The sequence below is a fragment of the Caballeronia sp. dw_19 genome (assembly GCF_018449515.1).
Classification (GTDB): domain Bacteria; phylum Pseudomonadota; class Gammaproteobacteria; order Burkholderiales; family Burkholderiaceae; genus Caballeronia.
Window position 1 is genome coordinate 26805 of sequence record NZ_JAAVUQ010000030.1, and the last position, 16825, is coordinate 43629.

Genomic DNA, 16825 nt, shown 5'->3' on the forward strand with positions numbered 1-16825 from the left:
CACATCGTCTTACAAGGTGTCGTCGCGCAAAAGAGATAATTTGTTGCAATTATTACCGATCAATTAATCGCTCGCATACAATCGGCCGGGAAGTTTCAGTAAGACGTCATTATGAGGAGAAATAACGGTGACCCTGCTCGACTCGAGGCTCTTGTCCGAATACGCCTTCCAGCGCACGGCGGGTGCGACCGTACGCTTGGCGTCGCGCGATCTCGCGCACAGGGACGCATCAAGCATCGGGCAATTACCGGCCGATCAGGAAGAAGATTCGGTATATAAAGGCGCAGAAACAGACGCGTTTAGCCAAAACGTCGGCGCTCAGAAACCGAAATAGCCGACACCGCGACGTTGCACACCGTCCAACGAGTTTGGGGTGCAACTGAGATTCGCGGATTCCTTGTGTTGGACAGGAGCCTCCCTGCCTATGCCAATACCAGATTGTCCCGGTGAATCAATTCGGGTTCGAGCATATACCCCAACACCGTTTCGATTTCACCGCTCGGCCGACGCTGGATCAACCGCGCCTCCGAACTGCTGTAATTCGTGATGCCGCGCGCCACTTCCTGACCGCCCGGATTCATGCACGCGATCACTTCTCCGCGCGCGAACGCGCCGTGAACGTCGATCACGCCAATTGGCAGCAAGCTTTTACCGCCCGCAGTGAGCTTCTCGACCGCACCGTCGTCAATAACCACGTGGCCACGCACCTGCAAATGATCCGCCATCCATTGCTTGCGGGCCGCCATGCGGGCTGTGCGCGCCATCAATTGCGTACCGATCATCTCGCCTGACGCCAGCCGGGTCAGGACATCCGACTCCCGCCCGCTCGCGATCACCGTGTTCGCACCGCTGTGCGCCGCGCGCTTCGCCGCAAGAATCTTGGTCAGCATGCCGCCGCGCCCCAGGCTGGAACCCGCGCCGCCTGCCATGGCCTCGAGTTCCGGCGTACCCGCGTCGGCCTGCTCGACCAGTGTGGCTGTGGGATCGTGCCGGGGATCAGCGGTAAACAAGCCGCGCTGATCGGTGAGGATAATCAGCGCGTCGCCTTCTATAAGGTTAGCGACCAGCGCGCCGAGCGTGTCGTTGTCGCCGAATTTGATTTCATCGGTGATGACGGTGTCGTTTTCATTGATGATCGGCACGCAACCCAGGCGCAATAAGGTGAGTAGCGTTGAACGTGCGTTCAGGTAGCGTTCACGGTCGGCGAGATCGGCGTGCGTGAGAAGAATCTGCGCCGTGCGCATGCCGTGCTTCGCGAAACTGCTTTCGTAGACTTGCGCCAGGCCCATCTGGCCAACGGCAGCAGCCGCCTGCAATTCGTCAATTTCACGCGGCCGCTTCGTCCAGCCCAGACGATGAATACCCTCGGCGATCGCGCCGGAACTGACCAGCACGACTTCCTTGCCTTGCCCGCGCAGCGCCGCAATCTGCGCAGCCCAGCGGGCGATAGCCGCGTGGTCGAGCCCGCGCCCGTCGTTGGTCACCAGGCTCGATCCCACTTTCACTACGAGTCGCTTCGAAGCGGCTATGACGGAACGCATCTGACGCATTTCTCCTCGGATTTGCCTCGATAACCACGGGCCAAACTTTTACGCTTCGTCTTCGTCCTGGTCTTCGTCGATCTCCGGCACGATCTGCGGCGCCACGACGGCAGGTTCGTCGCGGAAACGGACATCCGCAGCGAGATCTTCGGCTTCTGCCGCGCGCGACGCATCCGAATTCTTCGAGATGTAATCGAAGATGGCATACGTCAGACTTTCACAGCCCTGCCCCGTCAGCGCCGAGATTTCGAACACCGGGCCGTCCCATTCGTACCGCTTGATGAAGTCCGCCACGCGCGATTTACGCTCGTCGTCCGGCACCATGTCGAGCTTGTTCAGTACAAGCCAACGCGGCTTTTCATACAGCGCTTCATCATATTTGCGCAATTCGTTGACGATCGCGCGTGCTTCCACAACGGGATCGACTGCGTCGTCGAACGGGGCCAGATCGACGAGATGCAACAGCACGCCGGTCCGCTGCAAGTGGCGCAAGAACCGGTGGCCCAGACCCGCGCCTTCCGCCGCGCCTTCGATCAAGCCTGGAATATCGGCGATCACGAAGCTCTTTTCCGGTCCCACACGCACCACGCCGAGATTCGGCGCGAGCGTGGTGAACGGATAGTCGGCAATTTTCGGCCGAGCATTCGACACTGCCGTGATGAACGTGGACTTGCCCGCGTTCGGCATGCCGAGCAAACCGACATCGGCGAGCACTTTCAACTCGAGACGCAGCATGCGCCGGTCGCCTGGCTTGCCTTCGGTCTTCTGGCGCGGAGCCCGGTTCGTGCTCGACTTGAAGTGCAGGTTCCCAAGGCCACCCGCACCGCCGTGCGCGATCAGCACGCTCTGGTTATGCTCGGTCAAATCGGCGATCAACTCGCCCGTTTCCGTGTCCGCGATGATCGTGCCGACCGGCATGCGCAAGATGATGTCGTCGCCGCCCTTGCCGTAGCAGTCGGCGCCGCGGCCGTTTTCGCCGTTGCGCGCCTGGTGTTTCTTCGCGTACCGGTAGTCGATCAGCGTGTTGATATTGCGGTCCGCGACCGCATACACGCTGCCGCCCCGGCCGCCGTCGCCGCCGTCCGGTCCGCCGAACGGGACGAACTTCTCGCGCCGCATCGACGCGCTGCCATCCCCTCCGTCGCCGGCGATGACTTCAATTCTCGCTTCGTCAATGAACTTCATGAGTTGCTCCGTCCCGTGTTTCACTTTGCATGGGACGGGAGTAAGCGCTAAAGCGCCAACTCCCGTCGACACACTATTCTGCCGCGACCGGCCGATGCCAGCCACTAGGCCATTCGATATATGTCACTGCCTGGCCGAGTCAATCAAGCCAGCCAATAAAAAAAGCCCCGCGAACTTCGCGGGGCCCTTTCCGGTCCTGAAGCCCGTGCCTGAATACTACTTAGGCAGCCGGGACAACGTTGACCAGATGCTTCTTTGCTGCGCCCTTCGTCGAAAACGTGACGTGGCCGTCGGTCAGCGCGAACAAGGTGTGATCCTTGCCCATGCCGACGTTGTCGCCCGGGTGCATGCGCGTACCGCGCTGGCGAACAATGATGCCGCCTGCGTTGATAGCCTGGCCGCCGTAAACCTTCACGCCGAGGCGCTTTGATTCAGAGTCGCGACCATTGCGGGATGACCCGCCTGCTTTTTTGTGTGCCATTTAATAGCTCCTTGACCGTTTAGCTTAATCGACTCGACGACGCTTACGCGGCGTTGATAGCGTCGATACGCAGTTCGGTGTAGTTCTGGCGATGGCCAGCGTGCTTTTGGTAGTGCTTCCGGCGACGCATCTTGAAGATCGTGACCTTCTTGTGACGACCCTGGGACACGACGGTACATGTGACGGAAGCCCCACTGACCAGCGGTGCACCGAACTGAATCGATTCACCTTCGCCTACTGCGAGAACCTGGTCGAGCGTGATTTCAGCGTCAATGTCTGCCGGTATCTGTTCTACTTTCAATTTTTCGCCGACAGCAACCTTATACTGCTTGCCACCGGTTTTTATGACCGCGTACATTGAGAACCTCACTCTGAATTCATTTTTCCGCACACCGTGCGCGAAAACGCGTGATTATACAGAGAGTTAGGCACTCCGTCAAAACCGTTGTTCATCGGAAAAAACGGAGCGGCGGCAGTCCGAACCGAGCACGGCGTGCGCACCATTATCGCGATTTCGCCGCCTGAAGCCTCGCGTCAGGCTTGTCGCGGCCACCCGCGCGGTTCGTCCGAGGCGTCTTTAGAGGCGGCTATCGGCCGATTCGCCTTATAATTCGCGGCACTATCCTAATTGCCGATCATGTCGTCCACTGCCATTTCCTCCCCAAACGCCGCCAACGTGCTCGAGCCTATCGCCGAGGACATGCAGCAGGTCAATCGCGTCATCCGGCAGCGCCTGGCATCCGAAGTGATGCTGATCAACCAGATTTCCGAGTACATCATCGGGGCTGGCGGCAAACGGCTCCGGCCCGCGCTCTTGTTGCTGGTCGCAGGCGCGCTCGGCGACACCACCGGGCACCGGCATGAGCTGGCCGCCGTGGTCGAGTTCATTCATACGGCCACGCTGCTGCACGATGACGTAGTCGACGAATCCGATCTCCGGCGCGGCCGCAAGACCGCGAACGCGCTGTTCGGCAACGCGGCAAGCGTGCTCGTGGGCGACTTTTTGTACTCGCGCTCCTTCGAAATGATGGTCGGCGTGGGCAAGATGCGCGTGATGGAGATCCTGTCGGTCGCGACCAACGTGATCTCGGAAGGCGAAGTGCTGCAGTTGTTGAACATGCACGACCCGGATGTGGACGAAGCGCGCTACATGCAGGTGATCCGCTACAAGACGGCCAAGCTTTTCGAAGCGGCGGCCCAACTGGGCGCAGTGCTGTCGGGCTCGGATGCCCGGACGGAAGCGGCGGCGGCGGAATTTGGCCGGCGTATCGGCACGGCGTTCCAGATCATGGACGATTGGCTCGATTACACCGGCACGGCGGAATCGATGGGGAAAAATGCCGGCGACGATCTGCGCGAAGGCAAACCCACCCTCCCGCTCATCTATTTGATGGAACATGGTTCGGCCGAACAGGCAGCGCTCGCGCGCGAGGCGATCGAGCAAGGCGGCACCGATAAATTCGATACCATCTTTGAAGCCATCACGAAATCGGGCGCGCTGGATCACACGCTGAAATGTGCACGGCAGGAAGCCCAGGCGGCAGCGAATGCAATTTCTTCGTTTCCAGATTCCATTTTTAAAGAGAGCCTGCTAGAATTATGTTCTTACTCGACGGCAAGACAGTCCTGAAAAGGAAACGAACCGTCTCAGAGTGAACATTCGGGGTGTAGCTTAGCCTGGTAGAGCGCTACGTTCGGGACGTAGAGGCCGGAGGTTCGAATCCTCTCACCCCGACCAGAATTGATAAAAAACCGCCCAGCTTGCTGGGCGGTTTTTTGTTTTGGGTCATCGATTTTTTAGGTCATCGGCTATGGGTGATCTACAAGTTCGGCGCAAGGTTTGCGCTGCCATCGTCAGATTCAATAACACTGCGCTCGCTCATCAATGTCTTCACTCAGATTTTCATCGGTTAGAAGAATGTCCGTGGGCCAACGCATCGGGCTGTGGTTCGTGTTTCTGTATTTCCTGATCGGCGGAGCGTGCCACTTTTTGTACATGCCGCTCTTCGTGAAAATCGTGCCGCCCAGTATTCCCTTCCCGCTCCTGGCCGTCATTGTGAGCGGCGTTTTCGAATTGCTTGGCGCGATCGGCGTGATGATCAAACGCACGCGAAGCGCAGCGGGCATCGGGCTGACGTTACTGACCATTGCCGTCACGCCCGCTAACGTATTCATGTATCAACACGCGGATCAGTTCTCACAAATTCCATCGTGGTTATTGCTCGTGCGGCTGCCTTTGCAGCTTGTATTGATTGCGTGCATTTTATGGAGCACGCGGCGGCGCGCTTAACTCGTGCTTCATTCACTTAGCTAACCCGCGCGCGAAAATCCCTCGCGCGGGAAAGTTGTCACCCATCGCCACCGATCGCACCGCTTCAGACTGATAGAAACTGTCTCGTCGATTCCTCGACGTTTTCAGATGCTTCCGATGTTCCGCACCAGTAACTTTCACTAGATTTTCTACCGCAAGGCCAGCCAAAGGCGTGATTTACGTCTTTCCAGATGCCAACTTCACGTTGCGCTTCTTTGTCCTCAAGGTAGGAACATCATCATGACAGTCTCCAAAACGGCGCCCGTCGCGGCCGGCAAAAGAACGACATCGCGCTCTGTCACCACTCACGATTCGCATAACGAATATCCGATCGTTCTTGTTCATGGCATGTGCGGCTGGGGCCGCGACGAGTTATTCGGACAGAAATTCCGCTATTGGGGCGGCGCAAAAGGTGATATTCAGGAACATCTGAAAGCGCAAGGTTACGAGACATTCACCGCATCCATGGGTCCGATCTCCAGCAACTGGGACCGCGCTTGCGAGTTGTATACCTATCTCGTAGGCGGTGTGGTGGACTACGGCGCAGTTCATTCAGCCAGATACGGCCATGCTCGCTACGGCCGGAGTTATCCCGGCGTTTATCCGCAATGGAGCGAAGCGCACAAGGTGCATTTGATCGGGCACAGCATGGGCGGCCCGACATCGCGAACATTGATCCAGCTGCTCGAACACGGCGACGCGGACGAAGCGGGTTTTGAACCTGGGCCGAGAGAAGCGCCCAGCTCTCCGCTCTTTGCGGGCGGGAGAAAATGGGTACATAGCGTGACGTCGGTTTCCGGTGTCCATAATGGCGCGCTGACAGCGGACGATGTCAGCCAATTCCCGATCTTTATCCGCGATCTCATGATCGGCGCTGCGGCGCTCGCAGGACTTGGAACGACCGAGCCAATCTACGATTTCAACCTGCAGCAATGGGGACTGGAGCGTGAAGAGGGACAAGGATTTGACGACTACATTCGTCGAGCGCTGGAAAGCCGGGTCTGGAAAACCCAGGACGGTTGCACCTACGATCTCTCCACCATAGCGGCGCATTTCCAGAATGCGTGGGCGCAAACGTCGGAGAACGTCTACTACAGTTCCTATGCGGTCGATGGCACCTTCGCCGGTCCGCAAGGGATACGCATCCCGCAGGCAAACATGAACGTCATTTTGAAGCCCAGCGCCGCAGCGGTCGGACTGAACAAAAAAGATCTCGCCGGCGGTTTTGCTGCGTGGCGTCCGAACGATGGCCTGGTTAGCGTGCCTTCGGCGCAGTTCCCGGTCGGCCATCCACACGAAATGGCGAGCGAGGACAAAACGACCGCCAGGAAAAAGGGCGTGTGGTACGTCAATCCGACCATTGAAGGAATGGATCATCTCAGCATAGTGATCCCGCTGCACGAGACGACAATTGAGCAGTTGTATCGATTTTACGAAGAAATAGCCGCTCAAATCCACGCGTTGCCGGTGTGATCCGTGGGACGTGACGCCTGAATCATGGCCCCTGAGTCATGGCCCCTATAATGCCGAAGGCACCACTTGGCGGTCACGTCCCATCATCGATCATGCTTCCTCTGAAATACCTCGGCGCCTATCCGCAAACGCTTCAGGACAAGGTCCGCAAACTTATCGCCGATGACCAGTTGGGCGTCTATCTCGCCGACCGGTATCCGCACCGCCATGCCGTGCAATCGGACCGCGCGCTGTATCAATACACCACGGATCTGAAGCAGGAGTTCCTGCGCGTGGCGCCCGCCATCGACAAGGTAATGTACGACGCCAAGCTCGACGTGCTGCGTCATGCGCTCGGCCTGCACACAGCCATATCCCGCGTGCAAGGCGGCAAGCTCAAGGCGAAGAAGGAGATTCGCGTGGCGTCGCTATTCAAGGAAGTGCCGCCTGAATTCCTGCGCGTGATCGTTGTGCATGAACTTGCGCATTTGAAGGAAAGCGACCACAACAAAGCGTTTTATCGGCTATGTGAATTCATGCAGCCCGGGTATCACCAGATCGAATTCGATCTGCGCATATACCTGACGCAGCGCGAGCTTTCGCGCGACTCATCCGTCAAGTAATTGCATCAATCCGCAGCCGCGTGAGCGAGTGTTTCGCTGTCGACACTGCGCATTGGCCGGATCAGCAAAAGCAGCGGCACGACCAGTAAGGTCGCCACGAACATCAGCTTGAAGTCGTTCAGGTACGCGATCATCTGCGCCTGCTGATTGATCGACTGATCCATCAGCGCGAGACTCATCTGTGATCCACTTTCGAGCATGGACTGCATCGACGGATTGAAAACGTTCACATTCGCCGCGAGATCGGCGTGCGCCACCTGCGTGCCGCGCGTCATCATGGTCTGCACGATCGAGATGCCGATACTGCTGCCAATGTTACGCATCAGGCTGTAGGTCGCGGTGCCGTCGGCGCGTAGTTCGGGCGTCAGCGTGGAAAACGTCAGCGCACTGAGCGGCACAAATACGAAACCCAGGCCAAAACCCTGGATCACGCCGGGCCACACGATGTCCGACACCGACAGCACGAGCGTGTACTGCATCATCTGCCAGAGCGCGAACGCGGAAACGAGAAAACCAGCGAGCAACAACAGACGCGCGTCGATGCGTCGTAACAGCCGCCCGGCGATCAGCATGGCGACCATCGTTCCCGCGCCACTGGGCGCCGTGACCAGACCGGTCGTGGCGACGGGATAGTTCATCAGGTTCTGCAGCATCGGCGGCAACAACGCACGGGTCGCGTACATCACAGCGCCAATCATGAAGATGAAAAACACGCCGGTCGCGAAATTGCGGTCCTTCAGCAGTTCGTACTTGAAGAATGACCGCTTGCCGGCGGTCGCGGTATGCGCGAGAAAAAAGATAAAACTCAGCACGGCAAGAATGGCTTCGATACGGATTTCGATCGAGCCGAACCAGTCGAGCTGCTCGCCGCGATCGAGCATGGCCTGGAGTGCGCCGATCGCCAGACCCAGCGTGGCAAACCCGAACGCATCGAATTTCACCCCGAGCTTCGCCGCTCGCGCCGGCAGGAACGTCACCACGCCAAAGAGCGCAAACGCGCCGATCGGCACGTTGATGAAAAATACCCAGCGCCAGTTGTAGCTATCGGTGAGCCAGCCGCCCAACGTTGGCCCGAGGATCGGCCCGACCATTACGCCCATACCCCAGACGGCCATTGCCTGGCCCTGCTTTTCGCGCGGATTGATGTCGAGCAGGATGGACTGCGAGAGCGGCACGAGCGAGGCGCCGAAAATTCCCTGCAGCAATCGCGACGCGACAATCTGCGCAAGACTCTCCGACAACCCGCATAGCGCCGACGCAATCGTGAAGCCGCCAATAGAAATGATCAGCAGACGCTTCGTGCTCAGCCGGTCGGATAACCAGCCTGTCAGCGGCGTGGCGATAGCCGCCGCAACAATGTACGACGTCAGCACCCACGTGATCTCGTCCTGCGACGCCGACAACGTGCCCTGCATATGCGGCAGCGCGACATTGGCGATCGTGCTGTCGAGTGTCTGGATCAGCGTGGCGAGCATGATCGAGACTGTGAGCATGGGCCGGTTGAGCGGCGTAGCCGCCGCGCTTGCCGGCATCGATTCAGAGGACATTCAGGCGCCGATTCAGTTATCAGATTGCTTACCCTTAATAGTAAGCATGCTTATTATAAACAAGCTAATGATCGGGACAAGAAGTCAAAAATCAGGAGAAACCCGTGTTTGCCGGAATGTAGGTGGGCGCGAGCTTCTTTCGTATAATCCGGGCATGGAAACGCACCTCGACAAGCGCTTTGGCTTTCTGATCTCGGACGTTGGGCGCTTGTGCAGCAAGCGCTTCGACGAACTCGCGAAGTCGTCCCTCGATCTCACGCGGGCGCAATGCCGCGCGCTCGCCTATCTGTCCCATTTCGGCGATGTGAACCAGGCACGGCTGGCCGATCTGCTGGAAGTCGCGCCGATATCGGCCGGCCGCCTGCTGGACCGGATGGAGGAAGGCGGCTGGATCGAGCGTTTTTCGAATCCCGATGACCGTCGCGAGCGGACGGTGAGGATGACGGCCAAGGCTGAAGGCGCGCTTGGCAGGGCGCGCCGGGTGGGCGATTCAGTGGCCGCTGAAGCGTTGGCAGGGCTTGATGCCGACGAGCGCGCGCAACTGATCTCGCTGCTGCGGCGCGTGCGGGTGAATCTGAGCACGATTGTGGACGAGTAAGCGTTTTGCAGGAGCTCGGGAAGCGGCGCACTTATGTCTCTTCCGAAACTGCAAAAAGCCACCGCCGTGAAACGCTCGACTCGATAGTTGCAGAACTCGGCCGTGCAAGGGTCGTGGAGCAGCCAGATTTTAGATCGATCGACGCAGTGCAATAGATAGGAGGTCCGACCCTTGCTACCAAGCGTGTCGGAACATCCGCCGCGTAGCTGAGCTTCCGGGCTCCGGCACCGCGCACACCTCCCTCCCGATTGCAGCTCGTCTCGTCCGGAATCCGACATGCTCTTGCTCGCCATACCGCTTACGGTAATCGTCACGCTCGTCGTTGTCCTGATCCTTGCGAACTTCGTGAGCGGCGAAAAGAAGGTCGAGCACAACATCGACAGGCTGTATTCCAGCGACGACCCGCAATTCATTCGTTCAATGAGCCTCTTGCTGGGGCCGCCGGTGACGTCGGGCAATCGGTATGCCGTGCTGCTGAACGGCGACGAAATCTTCCCTTCCATGCTCGATGGCATTCAATCCGCCAAAGAGACCATTACCTTCGAAACGTTCATCTACTGGTCCGGCGACATTGGCGCGCGATTTGCGGCGGCGTTGTCGGAGAAAGCGCGTTCGGGCGTTGCGGTGCATGTCCTGCTCGACTGGGTGGGCTGCAAGAAAATGGATCACCGTTATCTCGACGAACTGCGGCAAGCCGGTGCCGACGTCGTTCAGTATCACAAGCCACACTGGACCGGACTCGGGCGAATGAATAACCGGACGCACCGGAAGCTGCTGATCATCGACGGCCGCATGGGTTTCACTGGAGGCGTTGGGATCGCGGAGGAATGGACGGGGAACGCGCAAGACGAAAAGCATTGGCGCGACACGCATTTCCGAGTGGAAGGTCCGGTGGTCGGTCACATGCAGGCCGTGTTCATGGACAACTGGATCAAGGCGACCGGCAATGTGCTGCATGGTCCCAAGTACTTTCCTGAGATTTCCTCCTTGCCCGAAGCCGAGGCCTGTCATGGTGTTGCGCACATGTTCAGCAGCTCTCCCACCCACGGCGCGGACGACATGGAACTGATGTATCTCATGGCGATTACGGCGGCCACGCACAGCATTCATCTGGCGAGCGCGTATTTCGTCCCCGATGGCCTCGCGATCAACGCCCTGGTGGAAGCCGCACGACGCGGCGTGAGAGTGCGCATTGTGACGCCGGGAAAACGTATTGACACGCATACAGTGCGTGAAGCCTCCCGCGCCTGCTGGGGAGATCTGCTGGCTGCGGGTATCGAAATCCATGAATATCAGCCGACCATGTTCCATTGCAAATTACTCGTGGTGGACGATTACCTGGTTTCAGTGGGATCGACGAATTTCGACAGCCGCTCGTTCAAGCTCAACGACGAAGCGAACCTCAATATCTACGATCGCGAATTTGCCCGTCAGCAAAGCGCGATCTTCGACGCCGATATTGAAAAGTCGCACCTCGTCACGTACGAAGAGTGGCTGCACAGACCAAGATCAGAGAAGCTGATAGAGAAAGTGGTGCCGTTGCTCGACTGGCAGCTTTGAACACCGGCATGGTTTTCCCCGGTTTCGACTGCCGGATAGGACCTCAATGCCGCGTTAACCCACCGCCCGCCGCTGCCTCAATCAGCTTTCTCATAGGCCACGCCTCGGCGTACTGGCCGATCACAGCCACCTCACGATCCGCCTGTTCGGGTAGCAAACGGTCGTCCACCACCACGATGATCGGCGTGTTGGCAGTCAGCGCACTGCCACGCAGGTCCACAAGCTTGTAAAGCTCCGACGACGAAGCGTTGCGATGACATGAAATCACGTCGATCTGCGTGTCACCCTGCGACAGGTCGAAGCCGTACTGACGACCCGACACGCCTGCGGCCTTGAACTTGCTCTTGATCGCCGGGACATCCGGCTTCATTGCGTTGAGATAAAGCCTCGTATCGCCGATCAGACTGGGCTCGCGAACAGCGAAGTCCGTGCCCGCGTTATCGAACTCCCATCTGGCCAGACTCAGCAACGCGTCGACATAGCTCGCGAAACCAGACGCCATGTGGGCAACTTCAAATGTGCCTTCGATTTCGCCCTCATGCGTTACGTTGATGTCAGGCTGCTTGATCGCTGCCTTCACGACTTGGTAGTCCCGCAGATGAAACGAATTGATCTGGCGACAAAAGCAGTGGAATAGTGTCTCGCCGGAATCGAAGAAGCGTATCTGGTTACCACCGTCCAAATATTCGGCATAGAAGACGAACGGGTCGCCGCCGTAAAAACCAAACGGTGTGTGGAGCGCCATCATGGGCGGCTCTTCCTCTTCAAGTTGCACGCAACCGAAGCCAAGCTTCGCGCACATGTCCTGGCAGGATGACTGAATGTTCATTTCTATTCCGGAACCGATGGGTCAGGTAAGACGCACGTCAGCGTCAAGTTAGTCTTTTTGCAAAAGAGCCGTAGCGCACTTGCGTAACTTAAGCCAGACCATTCGGCGGCGCCCGCAATCCGATCACGCCCGACGTGCTCATGAGGATTGCGATGCAGATCGGTTATTAGCCGGCTGCCCTGAATAATCTCTAGCTGATAAGCACGTCGATCACTTTTGTTCTGACAGTGGTACATGCCGAAGACAAACCGCCTGAAGGGCGGTCGTCGGCCGTACCTGACAGAGAGACGTGCAGTCATACCCTGAATGCGCCTGCCGTCGGCATCCGTCATTCCGAACACGCATTTGGCTAAACTCACTGCCTCCTTGTGCTTGTTCCATCCCGTTGATGGATCGCCGAATTTGCTGAGGCTCAACAGGCGTTCCGCCTCGTCCCGTGGAAGATCGTCGATCATATGAGGTCATGGTTTGCATCCTGCGTGCTTGCGTGGATTTCACATGACCAACCATACCTTGATGCACTTTAGGCGAGTCAAGCTGAACGTTGTCATAAAGTGTCGACTTGCCATGCCGACCACATCTGACATCGCGACAAAGCTATCAAGAAGCTACCCGCCGATCACCCCCGATCGCATCAACGCCTCGATCTGTGCGTCATCCATTCCAAGCACGTCGCGCAGCACGGCGCTCGTGTGTTGTCCAAGCATCGGGGGCGCCTGATCGTACGCAACCGGCGTAGCCGATAAACGCAGCGGACTCGCCACAGTTGGCGCCACGCCCGCGACGGGATGCGGAATCCCCCGCGCCGCGCCGCGAAATTGCGCTTGGTCAGAATCGAAAGCCTGCGCGATATCGTTGATCGGCCCGCACGGCACGCCGCACGCTTCTAGCGCGTCCACCCATGCGTCGCGGGGACGCGTCATGAACACCGCCGCCAGTTGCGGCAGCAATTCCGCCCGGTTCACGCTGCGCCCGCTATTGGTGGCGAAGCGCGCATCGAGTGCAAGTTCCGGCACGTTCATCGCGGTGCACAGCGAACGAAACTGGCTGTCGTTGCCGCATGCGACGATCACATGGCCATCGCTCGCGGCGAACGTCTGATACGGCACGATGTTCGGATGCGCATTGCCCATGCGCTGTGGCGCGATGCCCGTGGTGAGATAGTTCATGGACTGGTTAGCGAGCATGGCGAGCTGGCAATCGAGCAACGCGATATCGAGATGCTGCCCGAGTCCGCTCTTCTCGCGCTCCATCAACGCGGCGAGCACACCGGTGGTGGCATACATGCCGGCCATCAGATCCGTTACCGCCACGCCGACTTTTTCCGGGCCGCCACCCGCTACGCTGTCGGGCTCGCCGGTAATGCTCATCAGCCCGCCCATCCCCTGGATCAGGAAGTCGTAACCCGCGCGCTGCGATAGCGGGCCGCTCTGTCCAAAACCCGTCACCGAGCAGTACACGAGCCGCGGATTGATCGCCGAAAGACTCTCGTAGTCCAGCCCATATTTTCTGAGTCCTCCGACCTTGAAGTTTTCGACGACCACGTCACACGACTTCGCGAACTCGCGGATCAGCGCAGCGCCTTCGGGTGAACTCATGTCGATGGCAACCGACTGCTTGTTGCGGTTCGCGCACAGGAAATAGGCGCTCTCCGACGTATTACGGCCCTCGGCGTCGCGCAGGAACGGCGGCCCCCACGTGCGGGTGTCGTCGCCCGTGCCCGGACGCTCGATCTTGATCACTTGCGCGCCAAGATCCGCGAGGTTCTGCGTGCACCACGGCCCCGCCAGCACCCTCGATAAATCCAGCACGCGAATGCCGTCCAACGGGCGTTTTCTTGTCGTATTGATGGTTGCGCCAAGGTTCTCCGGCGTCGCTTGATTCTTGCTGTCCTGCACCATTTCACCTCGTTCGTTTCAAGCCGGGTTCTGGCTGATGGGTCCGTTCATGGCCGGAAAAATGCGAATCGGCACGCCCGGTCAGGCGGCTGGCGGAGAACCGCATCGTCCGATGCCGTCGATTGTAGCCAAGTCGCCAGATAGGACGTCCCCTCGTATATCTCGAGGCGCACCAGCCAATCGACAGGATCAAAATTACGGAACTTGGTCGAAATATTTGTCAGGTATCGGAATATTCCGCGAGCGCCACCCGTTTATCCCGTATCTGTACAAATGTAACGAGACAAACAACGTGAGAATGCGAATCCCAATGCTCGCTGCCGCCCTGGCCCTTGCCGCGGCCTTCAGCCTGAGCGCCCATGCCGCCCCGCCGATGGCCGGAGCCGGTATGTACACCGACGCGAAAGGCATGACGCTCTACACGTTCGACAAAGATCCGGCGTCGGGTCCGAGCGCGTGCAGCGGCGGTTGCGCCCAGGCGTGGCCGGCGGTAATGGCCGATGCCGCGGACAAGCCCCAAGGTGACTGGACCATGATGCCGGCAGCCGATGGCGCTAACCAGTGGGCATACAAAGGCAAGCGCGTGTACACGTTCGCGAAAGACAAGAAGCCCGGCGATGCCAACGGCGACAATTTCAAGGACATGTGGCACACCGTGAAGCAATAAGCGGGATGCACCAAGCGTGAAGCAGCAAGACACCATCACAGCGATGGAGACCAGCATGAAGCGATCGATGGCCGCTGTTCCCGTGGCGGCAATATCGTCGTCACGGGAACAGGGTCCGGAGCGCTGAAAGTGAACCAGTCATGAGCATAGGCCGTTGAGCTTCGATACCGATCTCGTTGGAGTTCTCCCGCAGTTGCGGCGTTATGCGCGCGCGCTGACGGGAGACCGTGCGTGGGCCGATGACCTCGTGCAGGACGTGACCGAACGCGCGCTGGGCCGGTCGAAAGGATTTCGCGTCGGTAGCAATCTGCGCGCGTGGCTGTTCACGATCATGCGCAATCTCTATATTGATCAGTTGCGCGGCCGGCGCGATATTGCCGTCGACGATGAAACCGCGCCCTGGCGGCAGATGGCCGCGCCCGTGGGCGAAGTCGACGGGCTCGTGCTGCGCGACGTGCAACGCGCGCTGTATTGCCTGCCGGTCGAGCAACGCGAAGTCATGCTGCTCGTCTGCGTTGAGGACATGAGTTATCAGGAGGCATCCGTGGTGCTGAACGTGCCGGCTGGGACAGTAATGTCGCGACTATCGCGGGCACGGGAGCATATGCGTGTGCTGCTCGGTGAGGAACCGGGCCGCAAATCGGCGTCGTTGAAAATCGTGAGTGGCACATGACGAACCCCGAACGTCCGGAACAGGCGGAATCCAGCGCGGCAGCCGATGAGCTGCGCGCGCTGTCGGCGTTCATCGACGATGAGGCGCCTGAGGCCGAGCGCCCTGAAACCGCGGCGCGCATCGCCCGCGATCCGGCGAGCGCGGCGACGGTCGCCGCGTATCGCGCGCAGGACAATGCGCTGCGGGCGCTGTTTGCCGCCACGGCCGATAAAGAACCGCAAGTCGTGATCGTGCGTCCGCGCAAGCGTTATCTGATGGCGGCGAGCTGGCTGGCGGTGGGGATTGCGTGCGGCTTCCTGATGCATATGCTGTTGCCGGTCCTCGCTCAGGATCATCCGGCGCCGACGTTCGCGCAACGCGCGGATATCGCTTACGCCGTGTATGCGCCTGAACAGCGGCACGCGGTGGAAGTCGCGGCATCGCAGGAAGATCATCTTGTTACATGGTTGTCCAAGCGGCTCAACCGGACCCTGACGATTCCCTCACTGCACGAATATGGGTTCGAGCTGGTCGGTGGCCGCTTGTTGCCCGGCGAGGACGGGCCGGCGGCTCAGTTCATGTATCAGAACGCCAGCGGCGAACGGCTCACGCTGTACATGACCAGCGGTTCGGGCAAACACAAGGACGAATACGCCATACGGATGTTGCGCGACGGCTCGCGACGAACTTTCTACTGGACGACAGATCACGCGGGTTATGCGCTCTCGGGACAGATCGGCGAGACGAAGCTCCGTGCCATCAGCTTCGATACCTGCGCCGCATTGGGCGGCGATCCGAAGAAATGGCAGTGAGAAGGTGGCAGGATCGCGGCGCTTGAAGCGGCGGAAATACATCAAGCGCACGTGGTACCCGGAGCGAAGTTATTGAGACTCAAGGCCAGAAGAACAATGAAGAGTGATTCAAGCATGTGCCGCGCGAAGCGGCTTTTGCGCGTTGCCGCGATAGGCGCGGGATGTTTCCTGAGCGTCGCCGCCGTCGCCGATGAGCGCTTCACCCTGACCTCGCCCGGCCTCGCCGATAACGCCACCCTCGACTCCCGCCACGCCGCCAGCGCGCAGGATTGCGGAGGCAAGAACGTTTCGTTGCCGCTCGCGTGGAGCAACGCGCCCACTGACACCAAAAGCTTCGCGGTCACTATCTACGATCCCGACGGCGCGCGCGGCCTCGGAATCGTGCATTGGATTCTCTACGGAATTCCTGCTACGACGACCGCGCTCGCAGAAGGCGGGCCGCCGCCGGCGGGGAGCATTGGCGGAATCAACCGGACGGGGAAGGATGGCTATTACGGACCCTGCCCGCCGCACGGCGATGCACCGCATCACTATGTCGTGCAAGCCTATGCGCTGGATATCGCCGCCAATGCCCTGCCCTCCGCGCTCAACCGCGACGCTTTGATCGCGGCGATGAAGGGGCATGTGCTGGCGGCATCGAGCATGGTGGTGCGGTACGGGCGTTGATTA

18 protein-coding genes and 1 tRNA gene are annotated in these 16825 nt (G+C 59.3%); 11 read left to right on the forward strand and 8 right to left on the reverse strand.

The genetic code is table 11. From position 1 onward, the window contains the following. Positions 1-422: 422 nt before the first annotated feature. The 4 genes from proB to rplU all read right to left on the reverse strand — a co-directional run bounded on the left by proB (position 423) and on the right by rplU (position 3565). Positions 423-1541 (reverse strand): glutamate 5-kinase, encoded by a 1119-nt coding sequence (proB, locus tag HB376_RS29910; protein WP_213767296.1) that lies wholly within the window; start codon positions 1539-1541, stop codon positions 423-425. Positions 1542-1589: 48 nt separating this feature from the next. Next, positions 1590-2726 carry a GTPase ObgE gene (gene obgE / locus HB376_RS29915; protein WP_213767297.1) on the reverse strand — a complete coding sequence of 379 codons (1137 nt, stop codon included), beginning with the start codon at positions 2724-2726 and terminating at the stop codon, positions 1590-1592. A 220-nt stretch (positions 2727-2946) separates the two neighbouring features. After that, complete coding sequence (rpmA, locus tag HB376_RS29920; RefSeq protein ID WP_031360734.1) at positions 2947-3207, reverse strand: 50S ribosomal protein L27; 261 nt, start codon at positions 3205-3207, stop codon at positions 2947-2949. A gap of 43 nt (positions 3208-3250) precedes the next feature. Beyond that, positions 3251-3565 carry a 50S ribosomal protein L21 gene (rplU, locus tag HB376_RS29925; protein WP_056354755.1) on the reverse strand — a complete coding sequence of 105 codons (315 nt, stop codon included), beginning with the start codon at positions 3563-3565 and terminating at the stop codon, positions 3251-3253. Positions 3566-3844: 279 nt separating this feature from the next. On the opposite strand from rplU, the gene HB376_RS29930 reads away from it, so the two are divergent. The 5 genes from HB376_RS29930 (at position 3845) to HB376_RS29950 (ending at position 7593) form a co-directional block, all read left to right on the forward strand. Continuing rightward, positions 3845-4837: a polyprenyl synthetase family protein gene (locus tag HB376_RS29930; protein ID WP_120309445.1), complete on the forward strand. Its 993-nt coding sequence runs from the start codon at positions 3845-3847 to the stop codon at positions 4835-4837. A gap of 31 nt (positions 4838-4868) precedes the next feature. Then, positions 4869-4945, forward strand: a tRNA-Pro gene (locus HB376_RS29935). Positions 4946-5125: 180 nt separating this feature from the next. Continuing rightward, positions 5126-5497, forward strand: coding sequence for a hypothetical protein (locus HB376_RS29940; RefSeq protein WP_213767298.1), 372 nt, complete (start codon positions 5126-5128; stop codon positions 5495-5497). 261 nt (positions 5498-5758) lie between these two features. Further along, a complete protein-coding gene (locus tag HB376_RS29945; protein ID WP_213767299.1) occupies positions 5759-6991 on the forward strand; it encodes a hypothetical protein in 1233 nt (410 codons plus the stop codon). A 92-nt stretch (positions 6992-7083) separates the two neighbouring features. Continuing rightward, complete coding sequence (locus tag HB376_RS29950; protein WP_213767300.1) at positions 7084-7593, forward strand: M48 family metallopeptidase; 510 nt, start codon at positions 7084-7086, stop codon at positions 7591-7593. A 5-nt stretch (positions 7594-7598) separates the two neighbouring features. On the opposite strand, the gene HB376_RS29955 is transcribed toward HB376_RS29950, so the two are convergent. Then, positions 7599-9140: a DHA2 family efflux MFS transporter permease subunit gene (locus HB376_RS29955; protein WP_213767301.1), complete on the reverse strand. Its 1542-nt coding sequence runs from the start codon at positions 9138-9140 to the stop codon at positions 7599-7601. Positions 9141-9294: 154 nt separating this feature from the next. Between HB376_RS29955 and HB376_RS29960 the strand changes: the two genes are divergently transcribed. Both HB376_RS29960 and cls read left to right on the forward strand, forming a co-directional pair. Next, positions 9295-9738 (forward strand): MarR family transcriptional regulator, encoded by a 444-nt coding sequence (locus HB376_RS29960; protein ID WP_213767302.1) that lies wholly within the window; start codon positions 9295-9297, stop codon positions 9736-9738. 276 nt (positions 9739-10014) lie between these two features. Continuing rightward, complete coding sequence (cls, locus tag HB376_RS29965; protein ID WP_213767303.1) at positions 10015-11298, forward strand: cardiolipin synthase; 1284 nt, start codon at positions 10015-10017, stop codon at positions 11296-11298. 43 nt (positions 11299-11341) lie between these two features. On the opposite strand, the gene HB376_RS29970 is transcribed toward cls, so the two are convergent. From HB376_RS29970 to HB376_RS29980, 3 genes are all read right to left on the reverse strand, one after another. Then, entirely contained in the window at positions 11342-12127 is a 786-nt protein-coding gene (locus tag HB376_RS29970; protein WP_213767304.1) for a DUF1828 domain-containing protein, read from the reverse strand. Between the two features lie 2 nt (positions 12128-12129). Then, the gene (locus HB376_RS29975; RefSeq protein WP_213767305.1) at positions 12130-12582 is read right to left on the reverse strand and encodes a hypothetical protein; all 453 of its coding nucleotides are present in this window, start codon (positions 12580-12582) and stop codon (positions 12130-12132) included. A 153-nt stretch (positions 12583-12735) separates the two neighbouring features. Beyond that, positions 12736-14028, reverse strand: a complete 1293-nt coding sequence (locus HB376_RS29980) for a CaiB/BaiF CoA-transferase family protein (protein ID WP_213767306.1) — start codon at positions 14026-14028, stop codon at positions 12736-12738. 295 nt (positions 14029-14323) lie between these two features. On the opposite strand from HB376_RS29980, the gene HB376_RS29985 reads away from it, so the two are divergent. The 4 genes from HB376_RS29985 to HB376_RS30000 all read left to right on the forward strand — a co-directional run bounded on the left by HB376_RS29985 (position 14324) and on the right by HB376_RS30000 (position 16822). Beyond that, positions 14324-14692: a hypothetical protein gene (locus tag HB376_RS29985; protein WP_255631637.1), complete on the forward strand. Its 369-nt coding sequence runs from the start codon at positions 14324-14326 to the stop codon at positions 14690-14692. Between the two features lie 154 nt (positions 14693-14846). Beyond that, positions 14847-15365, forward strand: a complete 519-nt coding sequence (locus HB376_RS29990; RefSeq protein ID WP_031360721.1) for a sigma-70 family RNA polymerase sigma factor — start codon at positions 14847-14849, stop codon at positions 15363-15365. Beyond that, positions 15362-16156, forward strand: coding sequence for an anti-sigma factor (locus HB376_RS29995; RefSeq protein ID WP_213767307.1), 795 nt, complete (start codon positions 15362-15364; stop codon positions 16154-16156). The genes HB376_RS29990 and HB376_RS29995 overlap by 4 nt, the downstream gene beginning before the upstream one ends. A 96-nt stretch (positions 16157-16252) precedes the next feature. After that, positions 16253-16822 (forward strand): YbhB/YbcL family Raf kinase inhibitor-like protein, encoded by a 570-nt coding sequence (locus HB376_RS30000; protein ID WP_255631636.1) that lies wholly within the window; start codon positions 16253-16255, stop codon positions 16820-16822. Positions 16823-16825 lie beyond the last annotated feature (3 nt).